The organism is Micromonospora sp. BS32 (genome assembly GCF_059089345.1).
This window is the reverse complement of the sequence record NZ_JBSSHR010000003.1, coordinates 305,115-322,666: the sequence shown is the minus strand read 5'-3', so window position 1 is coordinate 322,666 and position 17,552 is coordinate 305,115. Positions and strand designations below refer to the sequence as shown.

The following is a 17,552-nucleotide window of genomic DNA, read 5'->3' as shown; positions in this document are numbered from 1 at the left end:
CGTGCTTGGCACGCGAGCGTTGCGACAGGCCTGTCACACCGCCGGGCGGGCGACATTGGTGTCATTGGGGTGGACCTTCTCGGTTAGACGTAGCTGAACAACGGAGGAAAGACGAGGACCACGATCCAGGCCCACGCGGCGTACACCGGCAGGTAGCCGGTCTGCCAACGTTCGAGCGCCGCGAACGGCGTGCGCCGACGGATGAAGGTCAGCAGGAGCCACGCCGACCACGCGAGGTTGACCAGCAGGATGACGTTCTCGCCGAGCGCGGCCGCCCTGTTGGGCGTACTGCCGTATTCGTCGGTGATGCGCCCGGTGATCTCCAGCAGCACCAGCACGTCGATGGCCAACGCACTGACCACGAGCGCGAGCTGGAGTTTGTCGAACAGGCCGGGCGGGGCCAGCGGATCGCGGGCCGAGAGCGAGTAGAGCAGCAGCCCCAGCACCACGACCAGCAGGAGGTCGAACAGGATCAGCGCTTCGCGCTCGACGTCGATGCCGTGGCTGGTCCAGACGACAGCGACGAGGAAGGCGAGGAGGGCGGCCGTGAAGAGCGGGGTGAACAGCCGCGTGAGAACCGGCGCGATGTTCTCGACGACACTCTGCTTGGCCTCGACGAGCCACCCGGCCACTACGACCGCGGCCGTGGCGCCGCAGGGAAGGAGCCAATGCGAGATGAACTCCTCCGGGACGATTCCGATGGCCTTGAAGGTGTTGAACAAAAACGCGGAGAGTACGCCGCCGCCGAGGGCCATGAGTACGAAGTAGATGAACCACTCGCCGGTGAAGCGGATGAAGTCCATGCGTCGACGGAAGGAGCGCCAGTCGTCGGCGACATAGGCCAGACCGACCACGAGCCACAGGGCGATGGGAAGGTGGATGCTGGTGACGACCACGGACTGCGACTTGTCCGCCAGGGGGTAGGCATTGCCCGCCACGGCGCCGAGAGCGAACAGCGCCACCAGTATCGCGATCACTGACCGTCGGGCTTTCCGGCGCCAGGCCAGGAACGCCGCCAACCAGGGCAGCGCGAACAGGGTGAAGTTCCGCGCGTAGAACGAGCTGTCGTCCTCAAAGCTCAGCCCGAACAGTGCTGGCACCTTGACGGACGCCACCGCGCCCGCCGCGCAGCTGACCATGGCCCACAGGTCCCGCCGGGAGCGCGTGCCGGCGACCGGGCTGCCGGAGTCGGCGGTCAGCACCAGCTGCTTCCACAGCCGTTCCGAATGCTCCCGGGCGAACTCGCGGGAGAGTTCATCGAGGCTGCCCATCCGTTTGACCGCGACCAGGAACGCCTCATGCGGGCTCAGGCCTGCTGCGACGAGCTCGTCAACGGAGCCGCGGAGGTGGTCTTCGAGCTCGTCGGCGTCGAACGGTTGCAGCTCCCTGCGGCGGAGCACGTACTGGCGCCACTGCTCGAACTGCGCTTCCAACTCCTCCTGCCCGTCCTGTGCCGTCATGCGAGGCCCTCCAGCGGGTTCACCGTCAGCGGCACACGGTCATGCCAGATCTCCTTGAGCGCGTCCACGACGGTGTCCCACTGCCGGCGCTGCTCGGCCAGCTCAGCCAGGCCCTTGTCGGTGATGCGGTAGTACTTGCGCTTTCGCTCGCCGGTGACCGACTGCCAGCTCGACTCCATATAACCGAGGCGCTCAAGCCGGTGCAACAACGGGTACAGCAGCCCCTCGGTCCAGTTCAGCTCGCCCCCGGACAGCTCGTTGATCCGCCTGAGGATGGCGTAGCCGTAGCTCTCGCCCTCGGCCAGGATGCCGAGCACCATCGGTGTCGCCGAGGCGGCCACCAAATCCTTAGCGACCTTCACGAGACCTCACCCCGCTCCTAACCCTAGAAGTATGATGCATAGTACTGGTAGGTATTGCCTGGCGCAACGGCCGGTCACGTGGCCCTGCCAGCGGTATCCGCGATCCGCCGCCGCGCGGGCGCACTGTTCGGCCGCACCCCGAAGAACGTGGCGGCGGCGCGTGCCTAGCTGAGTGCCTGGGAAGCCGGCGCCTCCTGGCTAGCGAATGCAATGAGGACACGCGAGTCTGACAGAGTTGCCTGTTTCCTCAGGACGGCGTTTGCGCCGCGCGCTCCTAGGGCACGGCCTATGCCGCCCCCCGGCCGCCCCTCATGACAAGGCAACATGGCGCGTATGTCCTTGCCCACCCCCACGCTGCACACCGCTCGCCTGCTACTGCGCCCCGTGACCAGCGCAGACGCGGACGCCCTGTTCGCGATGCACAGCAGCGCCTACGTGCTGCGCTACTGGGACGCGCCGCCCTGGAGCGAACGAGCGCGCGCCGAACGCTTCATCACGGCTTGCCAGCAAATGGCGGACGAAGGCAGCGGGGCGCGGCTGGCCATCGACCGTGTTTCCGACAGGGCATTTATCGGCTGGTGCAGTCTGGCCCGATGGAACCCCGACTATCGCAGCGCGTCGATGGGCTACTGCCTCGACGATGCGGCATGGGGCAACGGCTACGCGACGGAGGCCGCGCGCGCCTTGCTGCAGTGGGCATTCGACACGCTGGACCTGAATCGAGTCCAGGCCGAGACCGATACGCGCAACACGGCATCTGCTCGCGTCCTGGAAAAGCTCGGATTCGTGCGTGAAGGGACGTTGCGGGAAGACTGCGTCGTGAACGGCGAGGTGTCGGACTCATGGGTGTACGGGCTGATCAGGCGGCAGTGGCGCCCGTCGTCCGGGTCTGATCCTGGCCGCTGAATGCTTTTCGCCAGCGAGAGAGCGCCCAGCCCCTTGACAAGCGGACGTCGATGTCGCGGGGTTTGATGGTCGCGATCAGTGAGCCTTTCCAACCTCCCACGTCACAAACAGCGCTCCCTGCCCCCGCCGGCTACGGCGTGGCCGCCTCCCGCAGGCGTAGGTGTCGGGGCTCGGCTGCGAGCGCGTCCTGGCGCGGCTTGAGCCTGGCGTCGACCCGAGAGGGTCAGATCCCGGCTCAAGCCGCCGCGCAGGAGCCGAATCCACGAGGGAGGCGCGCGACGGCGGGGTCGGCCAGGGTGAACGCGCGGTACCCGGTGCGCCCCAACCGAAGCGGATGGCGTTTGGTCTTCATCCCGCAAGGTGCCCTGTGCTTCTTGGCACACGCGACTCAGCTTTCGAATTGACCAAGAAAAGGAACCTGGAACGGAGGGTGGCAGCACCGGGGGCCACGTTAGTGCGCTCACGCACGCCCTTGCGCCGCGCGTCGTCCCGTTGCGGGATCGTCAATCGGTCCGGGTGCGGAGGCTCCGCGCCAGGGTGGGGATCATCACCGTCGCAGGGACGAGGTGTAGCCCGAGGAGGGCGGTGGTGGTGGCGGTGTTTGCCCCGGAGAGGAGGGGCGGGACCAACGAGATCGCGGTCAGCGACACTGCCGTCCACACGAATCGCTCGGCGGGGCGAGCGCTCCAACGAAGAAGAGCGACGGCAATGACGATGCCCACGACCGAGAAGAAGCCGGTCACCACGGCGAACCCGGGCAACGGGATCGTCTCGCCACCATCGGGAATCTCGAAGTCGACGCCAACGGCCTGGGCAAGCGCAGCGGCGAGGGTGGTGGCCACCATCGCTGCGAGCGTGGCAATGAAGCCGGTGCCGGCGAGCCCGCGGAGCCGATGGGTGTGGCTGGTCTGGCCCGATGCCGGGCCTGCGACGACCCCGCTGTCATTCATGCTGTTCATGTCGTTCCTTCATGATCGGTAACTGGCGTACGGGGTGTGTCGACAGGCATGTGACGGTCGTGGCCCTGGGGGTGACGATGCACACCCTCGCCGTGCGCCGCAGGGCGCGGACGCCGGTGCCGCGGAGCCAGAAATCGGCGTCGCGTCCGAGGACCGGCCCGGGCTCGCCGTCGCGCAGCTCCAGCTGCACCTGCCCGCGGGTGACGACGCCGAACGCGTCGCACCACTGGGCCGCGACCACCGCGACACGCGTGCCACCGCGCAGCGTGAGCGTCCACACCGGGACTACTCGGTGCCGTCCGCCGGCAGGCGCTCGGGCAGCCCGAGCCGCGGGAACTGGTCGTCGTGGAAGATGACGATCTCGGTGATCGCGCCGCCGGTGACGCGCAGGACGTCGATCGTCAGCGGCAGGTACGCGTCCTCCTGCTCCCGCCAGAGGTAGAAGGCGACGGCGGGCTGTCGGTTCACGGACGTGAGGACGCAGCGCAGGTGCCCCAGGTCCTCGAAGCCGTCCTCGACCCAGTCGTTCACCACCATGTCGCGGCCGACGCACACGCCCGGCGTGGGCGGCATCGAGCAGCGGACGTCGTCACGCAGCATGGCAGCGAGCCCGTCGATGTCCTTGGCCACGCTCGCGTCGATGAAGCGGCGCACCAGCTCGCGCGTCCCGGCGTCCTCCTTGCCGCCGGTCCAGTCCTGCCGCTCGGCAGGCAGGTGCTCCCGCATGCCGGCACGGGCCCGCTGCAGCGCGCTGTTCACGGAGTTGACGGAGTCCCCGAGGAGCTCCGCGACGTCCTTCGCCGGCCAGCCGAGCACGTCCCGCAGGATCAGCACGGCCCGCGGGCGCGGCGCGAGGTGCTGGACTGCGACCAGGTACGCCAGCTCGATCGTCTCCCGCGCGACGGCGACGGTCTCCGGCTCGTCCGCGTCGCCCGCGGGCAGCTCGTCGAGCAGTCGGTCCGGGTAGGGCTGCAGCCACAGCACCTCGCCGCCGGTCGCGGGCTCCGGGCGGCGCTTGGCGAGCAGGTCCAGGCAGGCGTTGGTGGCGATCCGGTACAGCCAGGCCCGGAACGTCGACCGCCCCTCGAAGGTCTCCCGCCGCCGCCAGGCACGGAGGAACGTCTCCTGCACGGTGTCCTCGGCGTCCTCGAATGACCCGAGCATCCGGTAGCAGTGCACGTGCAGCTCCCGCCGGTGCCGCTGCGCCAGCCCCGAGAACGCCGGCTCGTCGACCTCGCCCAGCCCGCTCACGCCCAGCACCTCCAGCCGCGTGTCCGCACTCATCACGTCATCCTTCCGGCTCGTCGTGTCCCGTCGTAGGTGTGACGGGCGCGGGCGCGACAACTCATCACTAGGGTCGGTCGGCATGGCACCCAGGTCTTGCCGCAGACTCGGCGGCCGGACACAGCACCGACGAGGAAATGGGGGGCACGACGTGGGTGTGTTGTCGATGTACGGGGGACGCGGCGACCTCCAACCGCTGATGAGATTGGCGGTGCAGTTGCGGGCGCTTGACGCGGAGGTGCGGGGGTGCGCGCCACCCGACCGGGCGCGGCGGCCGGCCGACTCGTGAGAGGGAAGCCAACCAGACATGAGGACGTGCCCAACAAGAGGTTCGACACAGATCGAGGCGCCGGTGATTCGATCGGCCAGTGCAGTGAAACGGAGCACGGCTGCCTCGGAGGTATCGCAATGATCGAGCAGTACGCATTGGATCTTCAGAAGGTTGACGAGACGCAGGTCGCGGTCGTTGGCGGCAAGGCCGCGCACCTGGGCGGGCTGTCGCGGATCGAAGGCATCCGCGTGCCGGCTGGGTTTTGCGTGACGACGGCCGCCTTCCGGCGGATCATGGCGGAAGCGCCGTCGATCGACGATCGGCTCGATCAGCTGTCGCGCCTGAACCCGGATGACCGGGAGGCGATCCGCACGCTCAGCGCGGAGATCCGCCGGACCATCGAAGGGATTGCCATCCCGGGCGATCTGGCGGCGGCGATCACCCGCGCGCTCGCCCAGCTCGGCGAGCAAGCCGGCTACGCCGTGCGATCCAGCGCGACGGCAGAGGACCTGCCGACGGCATCCTTCGCCGGTCAGCAGGACACGTACCTGAACGTCGTGGGGCCGGGCGCGATCCTCCAGCACGTCAGCCGGTGCTGGGCGTCGCTGTTCACCGAGCGGGCCGTAACCTACCGCCTGCGGAACGGCATCGACCATCGTACGGTCCACATGGCCGTGGTCGTGCAGCAGATGGTCTTCCCGGATGCGGCCGGCATCCTGTTCACGGCCGACCCCGTCACGGGCAACCGGAAGCTCGCCACCGTGGACGCCAGCTTCGGCCTCGGCGAGGCCCTGGTCTCCGGCCTGGTGAACCCGGACGTCTTCAAGGTGCGCGACGGCGAGGTCGTCGCCGAGGCGGTCGCCGCCAAACAGCGTGCCGTTCACGCTCTGCCGGCTGGCGGGACGCAGGACGTGGCGATCGACCCGCAGCGGCAGGAGCAGCCGGCGCTGACGGATGCGCAGGTCGTGCGGCTCGTGCAGCTCGGGCGGCGGATCGAAGCGCATTTCGGCCGCCCGCAGGACATCGAATGGTGCCTGGTCGACGATGACTTCCAGATCGTGCAGAGCCGGCCAATCACCACGCTGTTCCCCATCCCCGCGGCCCGCGACCGGGAGAACCACGTCTACGTCTCCGTTGGTCATCAGCAGATGATGACCGACCCCATGAAGCCACTGGGCGTCTCCGTGTGGCAGCTGACGGCCATGGCGCCGATGCACGAGGCCGGCGGGAGGCTGTTCGTGGACGTCACCCGGCGCCTGGCCTCGCCCGCGAGCCGCGCCGGCCTCCTGGAGGTGGTGGGGAGGGGCGATCCGCTGATCAGGGACGCGCTGGAGACCGTCCTCGACCGCGGCGACTTCGTTCCGACGCTCCCGGAGGCTGGTCCCGGCGGGCCGCCGGCCGGCGGCGCGTCCGCCCCGATCGAGACCGATCCGGCCATCGTCACCAGGCTAATCGAGCGCAGCCAGGCCTCCATCGCCGCCCTGCGGCGCGACATCCGGACGAAGACCGGACCGGCGCTGTTCGACTTCCTGCTGGAGGCCTTCCAGGAGCACAAGCGGGTCCTCAGTGATCCATTGAGCATGCAGGCGATCATGGCGGGGATGGAGGCCACCTGGTGGCTCAACGACCAGCTGCAGGTGTGGCTGGGCGAGAAGAACGCGGCCGACACCCTCACGCTGTCCGCCCCCGGCAACGTCACGTCGGAGATGGGGCTGGCGCTGCTCGACGTCGCGGACGTGATCCGGCCGCACCCGGAGGTGGTGGCGTTCCTGCAGGGCGTGGAGGACGAGGGCTTCCTGGACGAGCTGCCGAAGCTCGCGGGCGGGACCGAAGCGCGCGACGGCATCGAGGCCTACCTCGACCGGTACGGCATGCGCTGCGTCGGCGAGATCGACATCACGAGGCCGCGTTGGCGCGAACGCCCCACCACGCTCGTGCCCGTGATCCTCGACAACGTCAGGAACTTCGAGCCGGGCGCCGCCAAGCGGCGCTTCGAGCAAGGAGGGCAGGAGGCGCAGAAGAAGACGCAGGAGGTGCTCGAACGCCTGCGGGCACTGCCGGACGGGGAGCAGAAGGCCGACGAGGCCAAGCGGATGATCGACCGGGTCCGGACCTTCATCGGCTACCGGGAGTACCCGAAGTACGGCATCGTCAGCCGCTACTTCGTCTACAAGCAGGCCCTGCTGGAAGAGGCCGAGCGCCTCATGCAGGCCAACGTGCTCGCTGAGAAGGAAGACATCTTCTACCTCACGTTCCAGGAGCTCCACGACGTCGTGCGCTCGGGCCAGGTGGATGACCAGCTCATCCAGCAGCGCAAGGACGCGTTCCGGTCGTACCACGCGCTCACGCCGCCCCGGGTGCTGACATCGGATGGCGAGGCCATCGCCGGGGCGTATCGACGCGACGACGTGCCGATCGGCGCCCTGATCGGCCTACCGGTCTCCGCCGGGACCATCGAAGGGCGCGCCCGCGTCATCCTGGACATGGCCCAGGCTGATCTCAAACCGGGTGACATCCTCGTCACGGCCCACACGGACCCGAGCTGGACGCCCCTCTTCGTCGCCATCGCAGGCCTGGTGACGGAGGTCGGAGGATTGATGACACACGGCGCAGTGATCGCACGCGAGTACGGCCTCCCGGCTGTCGTCGGTGTGGTAGATGCCACCCGACTCATTCCCGATGGGCAGCGGATCCGCGTGCACGGAAGCGACGGGTACGTCGAGATTCTGCCTTGACTGACCACTCACCGAGAAGGCCCGTCTGCCTTGCCAAGCACACATCTTCCAAGTGGCACTGACCTGCTCGGCATGCGGATCTGCCGGTGGCCGCGCACCGGGCCTGGCCGCCGAGCTGATCCCGTTCGCCCGACCGGGCGTCTCGCCTCGCCCGGCTCACCCCCACGGACAACGCATCCGTCCGCTCATGACCAGGCTCCGGGACATCGTCCAGCCGTTCCCTGATGCTGCTCGGCTGGTCGCTCGCCGGACGACCGCTGCGCCAGCGCTCGTCGGCTGCGCCCTGCCGGTGGTGCCGGGCGCACTGGGCGATCACCCGGCCGGCCCTCCGCTCAGCCGCCGGCCGCGAACTCCCGCAGCTTGTCCGGGTTGAGCACCAGGAGCAGCCCTTCGATCCCGCGCGCCGAGGCGTCCAGGGCGACGACGGCCAGCGGGTTGCCGTCGGCGTCGAGTACGAGCAGCGCGGCGTCGCCGTTGGCCTCGACGAGCCGGAAGGTCGCGGCGTACCAGTACTTGCGGAGGACGTTGTCCAGGAGGTTCGCCACCCGGGCTGCGCCCCGCACGTCCTTGCGGGCGGCGGGCACCTGGCCGCCGCCGTCGGAGTGGGCGATCACGTCCGCGGTGAGGAGCCGCTCCAGGGCGGCCAGGTCGCCGTCGCGGGCGGCGGCGAGGAACGCCTCGACCAGCCGGCGGCGCTCCGGCGGGCGTGCGGGGGTCGACCGGTCCGAGGCGAGGTGCCGCCGCGCCCGCGCGGCGAGCTGGCGAGCGTTGGCCTCGGAGGTGTCCAGCACCGCGCCGATCTCCCGGTACGGGTAGCCGAACGCCTCCCGCAGCACGTAGGCGGCACGCTCGGTCGGGGTCAGCTTCTCCAGCAGCAGCAGGACCGCAAGGTCCAGCGCCTCCGCCCGCTCGGCGCCCAGCGTCGGGTCGGCGGAGGTGTCCACCGGCTCGGGCAGCCAGGGCCCGACGTACGTCTCGCGGGTGGACCGCGCCGACGTCGCGGCGTTGATCGCCAGCCGGGTCGTGGTGGTGGTGAGGAACGCCGCCGGGTTGTGCACGGCTCGGCGGTCGGCGCCCTGCCAGCGCAGCCACGCGTCCTGCACGACGTCCTCGGCCTCGGCGACGCTGCCGAGCATCCGGTAGGCGAGCCCGAACAGTCGCGGGCGGACGGCCAGGAACGCCGCCACATCCGTCGCCGGGACCGTGTCCCCGCCAGTGGTCGACCGGGCGGGGGCCCCCGATGTCCGGCTCGCTGCTCACTCCCACAACCTAGGCGCCCCCGGCAGGGTCGCGGGGCGGCCGGCTCCGGAGCGGCCGCCCCCGCGAGCGACTAGCCGACCTGGGCGGAACTGGCGCGCCAGTCCTCGAGGCGGGTTTCGGCGCGCCGGGCGCCGTCGGCCGGCACCAGCGAGCGTTCCGCCAGCACCGCGCCGAAGTACGGCGCCGCGGGATCGCCCACCACCTCGCGGGTGTCGTGTCGGGCCGCGAGGGTGGCCCGGCCCAGCTCGTCGAGGCGGAACTGCTCGGGGCCGCCGACCTCGACGACCGCATTCGTCGGCGTGCCCGCCGCCACCTCGGCCACCGCGGCCGCCACGTCGTCCGCGGCCATCGGCTGGATCAGCACCGGGGCGAGGTGCACGGTGTCGCCGACCGTCGCGCTGTCGACGATGCCCGGCACGAACTCGAAGAACTGGGTCGCCCGTACGACCGACCAGGGGAGCCCGGACGCCGCGATCAGCTTCTCCTGGGCGACCTTCGCCCGCAGGTACCCGCTGTCCGGGATCCGGTCGGCGCCGACGACCGAGAGCGCCACGTGGTGCCGTACGCCGGCCGCGGCCTCCGCGGCGAGCAGGTTGCGGGTGGACGTCTCGAAGAACTCCAGCACGTCGGCGTCGGCGAACGAGGGGGAGTTCGACACGTCGACGACGACGTCGGCGTCGTCGAGCGCCTCGGCCAGGCCCGCCCCGGTCAGCGTGTTGACGCCGGACTTGGGGGAGGCCGCCACCGTTTCGTGGCCCCGCTTGCCGAGGATGGCCACGACCTTCGAGCCGATGAGTCCGCTGCCGCCGATGACGACGATCTTCATGATGGAATCACTTCCTGTCAGCCGGCGGTGCATCCTGGCACCGCCATTGTCATCCGATACGACCAGGCAGTTCGCCGATCCGTGACAACGGAGGCAGCGCGCGCCAGTGGCCCCGGGGCGTCGGCCCCCTGCGGCGGTCCGGGTTCGGCGAACGGCCGGTGACGCCCGGTGCCGGCCACATAGCATCGGGGAGAGCCGACCTGGACCCATCGGTCGTCCGGTGATCACCCCGGCCGGAAGGTGTCCGCGGAGACGGCACCGGCGGGAGGGACGTCCACCGCCACCCGCCCGCGTTCGTCTGGATGATCAGGAGCAACGGCATGAACGCCTTCCGGGTGGTCGCGCACGACCGTCGGGGCCACGGCCTCTGCGACGCGTACGAGAGCATCGAGGCCTTCTCCGAGACGGACTGATCAGCCAGATGCCGCCGGCGCCGGCGGCCCGGGATCGCCGGGCGACGCCGTTCGAGATCTTCTTCGACCTCGTCTTCGTCTTCGCGCTCACCCGGATCATGGCGTTGATCGGGCAGCCGCCGACCCTGATTGCCATGGCGCAGGGGTTGCTCCTGCTGGTGTTGCTCTGGATCGCCTGGGGGTCGTACACCTGGTTGGGCAACCAGACGCCGGCGGATGTCGGTGTGGTTCGGGCGGGGGTGCTCGTCGGCATGGCGGCGTTGTTCGTCGCCGCGCTGGTCATGCCCCGGGCCTGGACGCCCGGACCGGGCCTGGACGGACCGCTGCTCCTCGCGTTGGCCTATGTGCTGCTGCGCGTGGTGCATCTGACGCTGTACCACTGGGCGGCGGGGAGCGTGCCCGGCCTGCGGTCCCGGATCCGGTTCTTCGCGGGCATCAGCGCGCTCAGCTGGGTGCCGCTGCTGCTCGGCGCGCTGCTCGGCGGGGTGGTGCAGACCGTGCTGTGGGTGCTGGCGTTCGTCGTCGAGATCGGCGGGCAGCGCCTCTCGTACGGCCGGCGCGGTGCCTGGCCGCTGCAGAGCCCGAGCCACTTCACCGAGCGGCATGGACTCGTCGTGATCATCGCGCTCGGCGAGTCGCTGGTCGCCGCCGGTGTCGGGGCCAGCCCCGCGGTGACCGCGCTGCCGGTCCTCGGGGTCGCCGTGCTCGGCCTGACCGTGACCGTGTGCCTGTGGTGGCTGTACTTCGACGGCGCCGCGCAGGCCGGTGCCCGCGCCCTGCGGGCGGCGACCGGGGACCGGCGCGACCGGATCGCCTCCGATGCCTACAGCGAGGCCCACGTGCTGCTGATCGTCGGCGTGATCTACCTGGCGGTCGGCATCGAGCAGGTGCTCGCGCACGTCGCCGAGCCGTACGCCGCTGATCCGGACACCGGTGGGCACCGCGCCGTCGGGTCGTCGTTGGCCTGGCCGACCGCTGTCGCCCTGTACGGCGGCGCCGCGCTCTACCTGGCCGGGCGGCTGCTCTTCCTCCGGCTCTCCACCGGCGCCGTCGAGCCGGTGCAGGTGGCGTTCGCCGCCCTGGCGCTGCTCCTGACGCCGCTCGGCCACGTGTTGCCCGCCGTGGCGGCGCTCGGCGTGCTCGCGCTGCTGTTGATCAGCGCTGCCGGCCACGAGCGGCTGAGCCGTGGCGGGTGAGCATCGTCGCCGGGGCCACCCCGGGCGGCCCGGCCGGGTCGTGAAACCGGACCCTTGCCCCGGGCGACGGCGCCGGGAGGCGACGAAAGGCGCGGCGCCGACCGGCGCCGCGCCTTTCGGGCATGCTCAGCAAACCCGCGAGGACCTGCGCTGCGTACGCCCAGAGCCGATCTTCGTCGCGGCCGGCTTCACCTGGGCACCGCCGCCCTCGCCGCGACGGCGCGTGGCGTGGTGACCCGGCCGGTCACCGCAGGTGTGCCTCGATGGCCTCGATGATGCGCGGACGGAGTTCGGCTGCGCGGATGACGGCGTCCACGGAGCCGACCTCAACGGCGCGTTGGATGTTGTGCACCCGGTCGAACTCCGTGGCCACCTCGCCGAGCTTCTCCGCGCGGACCGACGAGCGGAGCTCGTCGAGTTCCGCGGTCAACGCGGCACGGTCGGCGCCGGAGGCGGCCCCGGCGCGGGCCTCCAGGTCCCGCACCCGGGGGTCGGCCGCGGTGCGGGCGTCGACGTCGCCGGAGAACACCACCGCGGCGGCGGGAGCGCCGCCGAGCACCGAGGCGAACGAGCCTTCCAACGCCAGCACGGTCATGTTGGGGTTCAACGCCTTCGAGAACACCACGAACGCGCCGCCGTGGTACCGCGAGATCACGCAGAACACGATGGGCCCCCGGAAGTTCACGATCGCGCGGCCGATCTCGGCGCCGTACTCCAGTTGCAGCTTTCGCATCGACTCGGGCGAGCCGTCGAAGCCCGACAGGTTCGCCAGCACCACCAACGGCCGGTTGCCGCTGGCCGCGTTGATCGCCCGCGCGGCCTTCTTCGACGACCGCGGAAAGAGCGTGCCCGCGGTGTAGGTGTCCGGGCCGTCGGTGGGCGGGAAGCCACGCCGCGGCACCGACCGTGACTCGATGCCCAGCAGGCACACCGGCATGCCGCCCAGGTGCGCGTCCTGCACCACCGCGGTCTCCGCGTCGGCCATGCCCGCCCAGCGTTCCAGCACCGGGTGGTCCTGGTCGGACAGCGCCCGCATCACGGTCCGGATGTCGAACGGCTTCTTGCGGTCCGGGTTGGCCTCGGCGGAGAAGATCTCGCCGACGGTGGTGAAGTCACTGCCGGCTACGGCATGCGGGAAGTCGGCGATGTCGCGGTCGGTGGGGTCGGTGGTGGTCGTCCGCCGCGGCACGTCCTCGCCGGGTGCGACGTACGTGTGGTCGTAGTGCGACATCAGTACGTCCCGCGCGGCGGGGAGGTTCGGCGCCCAGTACTGCGCCTGCCCGTTCGGGCCCATCACCCGGTCGTAGCCACCGATGCCGAAGTTGTCCTCGGCGGACACGCCACCGGAGAAGTCGAGCGACTGCTTGCCGGTGAGCACCATCGCCGAGTCCGGTGTCATCACCAGCACACCCTTGGTGTGCATGAGCATCGTCGCCTCGGCGTTCCAGTACGGCTGCGCGCCGACGTTGATGCCCGCGACCACGATGTTGATCTCACCGCCGTCCTGGGTGAACTCGACGATCCGCTTGAGCGCCGCGGCCACCCAGTCCATGTTCTCGGTGCCCGACGTCATGGAGATCCGGGCGCCGGCGGACAGCGCGTACCACTCCAGCGGCACCCGCATCTGTTGGGCCAGGTCCAGCGCGGCGATCACGCGGCGGCACTCCGGCTCCGACAGGGCGCCCAGCGACTTGGTGGGGTCGCCGAGCAGCACCACCCGGGTGACGCCCTGCGGGTGCCGCCGCGTCGGCGTGGTGACCACGCCGGCGACGATCGCCGCGCTGTTGTGCCCCTTGGGCCGGTCCACCGGCACCAGGGCGTGGTCGTCGTCGAGGTCGTGCTCGACGAAGTCGCCGAGCATGCCGGTCAGCTCGTACGGATACACCGTGTTGCGGCTGCTCGCGCGCAGCACCTTCAGCCGGTAGGCGTCGACCGGCTCGACCGGCTCGACCGGCGGTTCCCCGATGCTCAGCTCGGCGCCTCCGGTGGCGTCGAAGGAGATCCGTACGGCGATCTTGGTCAGCTCGCCGGTCTCGCGGTCGCGCTGCCGCGCGATGAACAGGATCTCCTCCAGCCCGGCGCCCGCCGTCGTCGGGCGCACGCGCGCGGCGAGCATCTCCATCTCCTCGCGGGTGAGGTCGCTCGGCGGCCACACGTAGATCACGATCCGGTTGGTGTTGAAGCGGGTCTTCGACGGTCGCCGGGACTGCGCGCGGCGGATCGAGTCGAGGCACGCGGCGACGGTGTCCTCGGTCGTCGGCAGCGCGACCAGCCGGCCGTCGTGGTCGCGCAGCTCGGTCAGGTCGCGCACCTGCGCGAACGCGACGAGGCGCTCGTCGGACGGGTTCTCCCGCGCCACGCACTGGAAGAGGTAGACCTCCTCGTCCGACGACGGCAGCCGGGTCAGGTCGAACTCGCGCAGCCGCTCCAGCTGCATCCGCTGGGCGATGTACGGGTGCAGGCCGCGGATCAGCCGTTCCTCGGTCATCCCCGCGCCGGACGGGCGGAACGTGAAGTGGTGGTGCATCACCGCTCCGCGGCGACCGGCGACGGTGGTGGTGACTCTGCGGACCTGGTGTGGCAGCGGGTGCGCGTTGATGACCTCGAGCAGCGCGGCCGCCATCGCGTCGAAGTCCTCCGGCTGGTTCTCCCAGGCGAGGTAGATGTCGGCGTTGATGGCCTCCTCGCCGCCGGCCAGCTCGGCGAGCCCACGCAGGGCGCCGCCCAGCGCGTCGAAGCTCACCGCGGCGGAGACCACACTCGAGTCGGTGCGCTCGGCGACCACGAGAGTGCAGCCCGGGACCTCACGGACGCCGACGCGGGTGAACCCCCTGTTGCCGTAGTACCGCCGGGTCAGCACCTCCAGCATGACCGTGTTGTCGAGGTGGTCGCGGACCAGTCGCTGGCCGAGCAGCCGCACCAGCGGCTCGGTGCTGCGCACCATCTCCGCGACGCGCTCGGCGCGGTCCGGTGCCTCCGGGTACGCGTCCAGGTGGCGCAGGTGCCGGCGGACCTCGGCGTAGACGCGGGCGCGGTTGCGGCGCAGCAGCGGCTGGGCGAACCAGGCGAACACCACGCCGCGGGCGAGGTCGGCGACCACCGGGAAACGGACCTGCGTCGCCGCCACCAGCCGCTCCAGCGCGAGGCCCGCCGGCTCGCGCAGCGTCTCGTCCGGCGGTGGCTCCCGCAGCCACGCGCGCAGCAGCGTCGCGACGACCGTGGCATCGGCGGACGCGCGCTGCTGGGCGAGGAAGATCCGGAACACGCCGGCTTCGAGCTCCGGGCAGCGCTCCAGGTCGGTGACACCGTAGTGCCCGAGTGCCTTGGTCAGCCTGGCCTGGAACGACATCGGCAGTCCGGCCCGCTCGACGTCGAGGCTCTGCAGGTAGGTGTGGAAGTACTCGCGGGCGCTGTACATGTGGGCGTCGCCGCCGTCCTCGCCCGTGGGCCGGTTGCGGCTCAGCTCGGCGAGGTCGGCGAACACGTTGACGAGGTCGAGTTCCTCGGCCAGCGGCCGGTGGCCGTCCTCGGTCGCCGCCTGACGCGCGGCGAGGTAGTCGTCGAGCACCCGGCGGCCGTCGTGCGGGTCGACGTCGAAGCCGAGCAGCAGGCCGCGCAGGTCCTCCTGCCCGCGGGTGGCGCGCTGCCGCGCCGGGATCTCCGCGGGCGCGGCGGGCAGGTCCAGCTCGACGGACCCCGCGGTCGGGGCGTCCGCGGCGTCCGCGGCCTCCTCCGCCAGCGGCTCCAGCCGCAGCAACGGTGCGCCGGCCTCCACCTGGCTGCCGACGGAGACGGCGCATTCCCTCAGCCGCGCCTTGAACGGCGCCCGCAGCACCGTCTCCATCTTCATGGCCTCCAGCACCAGCACCGGCGCGCCCGCCTCGACCTCGGCGCCGACCTCCAGCGGCGTGGCGACGACCAGCGCGGGCATGGGTGAGCGGACGACACCGCCCTCGTCGCGGCCGACCCGGTGCGTCACGCCGTCCACCTCGACCAGGTGGATCGCCGCGTGCGTACCGGTGAGCAGGCGGTACCGGACGCCGTTGACGACGATCTGCCCGGTGTGCCGGTCGAAGCGGTCAAGCTCGACGTCGGCGGTGCGGACGTCCCCGCCCGCTTCGATGCCGACGCGGAACCGGTGCGCGCCGATCCGCGCCACCCGCATGCGGTAGCTGACGCCACGCAGCTTGAGGTCCAGCGGTCGGCCACTGGAGTGCTGCACCTGGGGGCGCCCACCGAACGCCGTCGACAGCAGCCGCTGCCGCTCGACGCGTTCCTCCTCCTCGTACGCCTCGATGGCGGCGGCCGCCAGCGCGACGGCGGAGTGCCGCTGCGCGACGAGCCTGCCCGCGGCGCGGACGCGGTCGATCCAGCCGGTGTCCGCGCTGCCGTCGATCACCTCGGGCTGTTCGAGCAGATCGAGTACGAAGCTCTTGTTCGTCGCACCGCCCTCGATGATCACCGTGGTGTTCGCCATCGCCCGGCGCAGCCGGCCGAGCGCCTCGTCGCGGTCGCGACCGTAGGCGATGATCTTCGCGATCATCGAGTCGAAGTCGGCAGGGATGGTGTCACCCTCGCTCACGCCGGTGTCCACCCGGATGCCCGGCCCGGCGGGCAGGTCCAGCCGCGCGATGCGGCCCGGGGAGGGCGCGAAGTCGCGGTCGGGGTCCTCGGCGTTCAGCCGGGCCTCGATGGCGTGCCCGCGCTCCACCGGCGGCTCGCCTTCGAGCCGCCCGCCCGCGGCGACGTGCAGCTGGGCCTTGACCAGGTCGAACCCGGTCGTGGACTCGGTGATCGGGTGCTCGACCTGCAGACGGGTGTTGACCTCGAGGAACGCGAACGTCCGGTCGCCGGGGTGGTAGAGGAACTCGACGGTCGCCGCACCCTGGTAGTCGACGGCGATGGCCAGCCGTTCGGCCGATGCTTTGAGCTCGGCGGCCTGCGCCGGGCTGAGCACCGGCGACGCCGACTCCTCGATGACCTTCTGGTTGCGCCGCTGCACCGAACAGTCGCGGACACCGAGCGCCCACGCGGTGCCCTGGCCGTCGGCGATGACCTGGACCTCGACGTGCCGGGCACCGGTGACCAGGCGCTCCAGGAACACGACGCCGCTGCCGAACGCCCGCGCCGCCTCCTGGCTGGTGCGCTCGTAGGCGTCGGCGAGCTCGTCCCCGCTCGTGACCATGCGGATGCCGCGCCCGCCGCCACCGGCGGTCGCCTTCAGCATCAGCGGGTAGCCGATCTCGGTCGCCGCCCTGAGGGCGGCGTCCAAGGTCTCGACCGCGCCACGGCTCCACGGCGCGACCGGCACGCCGACCTCCTCGGCGATCAGCTTCGCGCCGATCTTGTCGCCGAGCTTGCGCATGGCCTTCGCGCTCGGCCCGACGAAGGTGACGCCGACCTTCTCGCACAGCTCCGCGAACGCCGGGTCCTCCGCGACGAAGCCCCAGCCGACCCACGCGGCGTCGGCCCCGGTCTCCACCAACGCGCGCTCGAGCGCCTTCAGGTCCAGGTACGGGCGCGACGACGCCGGACCGAGGTCGTACGCGATGTCCGCCTCACGCACGAACGTGGCGGTGCGGTCGACGTCGGTGTACAGGGCGACGGTCTCGATCCGGGTCCCGGTCTCCGCGGCGAGTTCCCGGACCGCGTGGATGAGCCGCATCGCGGCCTCACCACGATTGACGATGGCGACACGGCTGAACACCTGACCAACCCCTCCGATAGACCCACGACGTACGCGCCGTGAGACCCTGGCCTCCGGCAGTGATCACCCTTCCGCCTGCCGACTGCCGGCGCCATGTCGTAACCACCGAACCCTGGGTGGCTCCATTTGTAGGAACCGGACAAAGATTTTTGGCTGCCGACCCTCTGGTCATG

The 17,552-nt window shown here is 71.0% G+C and carries 11 protein-coding genes; 3 read left to right on the top strand and 8 right to left on the bottom strand.

Annotated elements, in window-relative coordinates:
* Positions 1-83 precede the first annotated feature (83 nt).
* Together AC5RWQ_RS06985 and AC5RWQ_RS06980 are read right to left on the bottom strand one after the other, a co-directional pair.
* A complete protein-coding gene (locus tag AC5RWQ_RS06985; RefSeq protein WP_494281905.1) occupies positions 84-1,460 on the bottom strand; it encodes a permease prefix domain 1-containing protein in 1,377 nt (458 codons plus the stop codon).
* Positions 1,457-1,822 (bottom strand): PadR family transcriptional regulator, encoded by a 366-nt coding sequence (locus AC5RWQ_RS06980; protein ID WP_494281904.1) that lies wholly within the window; start codon positions 1,820-1,822, stop codon positions 1,457-1,459. Before AC5RWQ_RS06980 ends, AC5RWQ_RS06985 begins: the two co-directional genes overlap by 4 nt.
* Before the next feature lie 333 nt (positions 1,823-2,155).
* Between AC5RWQ_RS06980 and AC5RWQ_RS06975 the strand changes: the two genes are divergently transcribed.
* On the top strand, positions 2,156-2,728 hold the full coding sequence (locus AC5RWQ_RS06975) for a GNAT family N-acetyltransferase (protein ID WP_494281903.1): 573 nt from the start codon (positions 2,156-2,158) through the stop codon (positions 2,726-2,728).
* Between the two features lie 503 nt (positions 2,729-3,231).
* On the opposite strand, the gene AC5RWQ_RS06970 is transcribed toward AC5RWQ_RS06975, so the two are convergent.
* Genes AC5RWQ_RS06970 through AC5RWQ_RS06960 form a run of 3 tightly spaced genes read right to left on the bottom strand, consistent with a single transcriptional unit; the run spans position 3,232 to position 4,974 of the window.
* Positions 3,232-3,687: a DUF6069 family protein gene (locus AC5RWQ_RS06970; protein ID WP_494281902.1), complete on the bottom strand. Its 456-nt coding sequence runs from the start codon at positions 3,685-3,687 to the stop codon at positions 3,232-3,234.
* The gene (locus AC5RWQ_RS06965; RefSeq protein ID WP_494281901.1) at positions 3,671-3,967 is read right to left on the bottom strand and encodes a hypothetical protein; all 297 of its coding nucleotides are present in this window, start codon (positions 3,965-3,967) and stop codon (positions 3,671-3,673) included. The genes AC5RWQ_RS06970 and AC5RWQ_RS06965 overlap by 17 nt, the downstream gene beginning before the upstream one ends.
* A 5-nt stretch (positions 3,968-3,972) precedes the next feature.
* Positions 3,973-4,974, bottom strand: coding sequence for an RNA polymerase subunit sigma-70 (locus AC5RWQ_RS06960; RefSeq protein ID WP_494281900.1), 1,002 nt, complete (start codon positions 4,972-4,974; stop codon positions 3,973-3,975).
* Between the two features lie 405 nt (positions 4,975-5,379).
* Here AC5RWQ_RS06960 and rph point away from each other — a divergent pair, with 405 nt between their 5' ends.
* Positions 5,380-7,977 (top strand): rifamycin-inactivating phosphotransferase, encoded by a 2,598-nt coding sequence (gene rph, locus AC5RWQ_RS06955; protein WP_494281899.1) that lies wholly within the window; start codon positions 5,380-5,382, stop codon positions 7,975-7,977.
* A gap of 332 nt (positions 7,978-8,309) precedes the next feature.
* On the opposite strand, the gene AC5RWQ_RS06950 is transcribed toward rph, so the two are convergent.
* Entirely contained in the window at positions 8,310-9,164 is an 855-nt protein-coding gene (locus AC5RWQ_RS06950; protein WP_494281898.1) for an RNA polymerase sigma-70 factor, read from the bottom strand.
* A 143-nt stretch (positions 9,165-9,307) separates the two neighbouring features.
* Positions 9,308-10,063, bottom strand: coding sequence for an SDR family oxidoreductase (locus tag AC5RWQ_RS06945; RefSeq protein ID WP_494281897.1), 756 nt, complete (start codon positions 10,061-10,063; stop codon positions 9,308-9,310).
* Between the two features lie 421 nt (positions 10,064-10,484).
* Between AC5RWQ_RS06945 and AC5RWQ_RS06940 the strand changes: the two genes are divergently transcribed.
* Positions 10,485-11,672 (top strand): low temperature requirement protein A, encoded by a 1,188-nt coding sequence (locus tag AC5RWQ_RS06940; RefSeq protein ID WP_494281896.1) that lies wholly within the window; start codon positions 10,485-10,487, stop codon positions 11,670-11,672.
* Between the two features lie 244 nt (positions 11,673-11,916).
* Here the strand turns inward: AC5RWQ_RS06940 and AC5RWQ_RS06935 are convergent, their stop codons facing one another.
* Positions 11,917-17,379 carry an ATP-binding protein gene (locus AC5RWQ_RS06935; protein ID WP_494281895.1) on the bottom strand — a complete coding sequence of 1,821 codons (5,463 nt, stop codon included), beginning with the start codon at positions 17,377-17,379 and terminating at the stop codon, positions 11,917-11,919.
* Positions 17,380-17,552 lie beyond the last annotated feature (173 nt).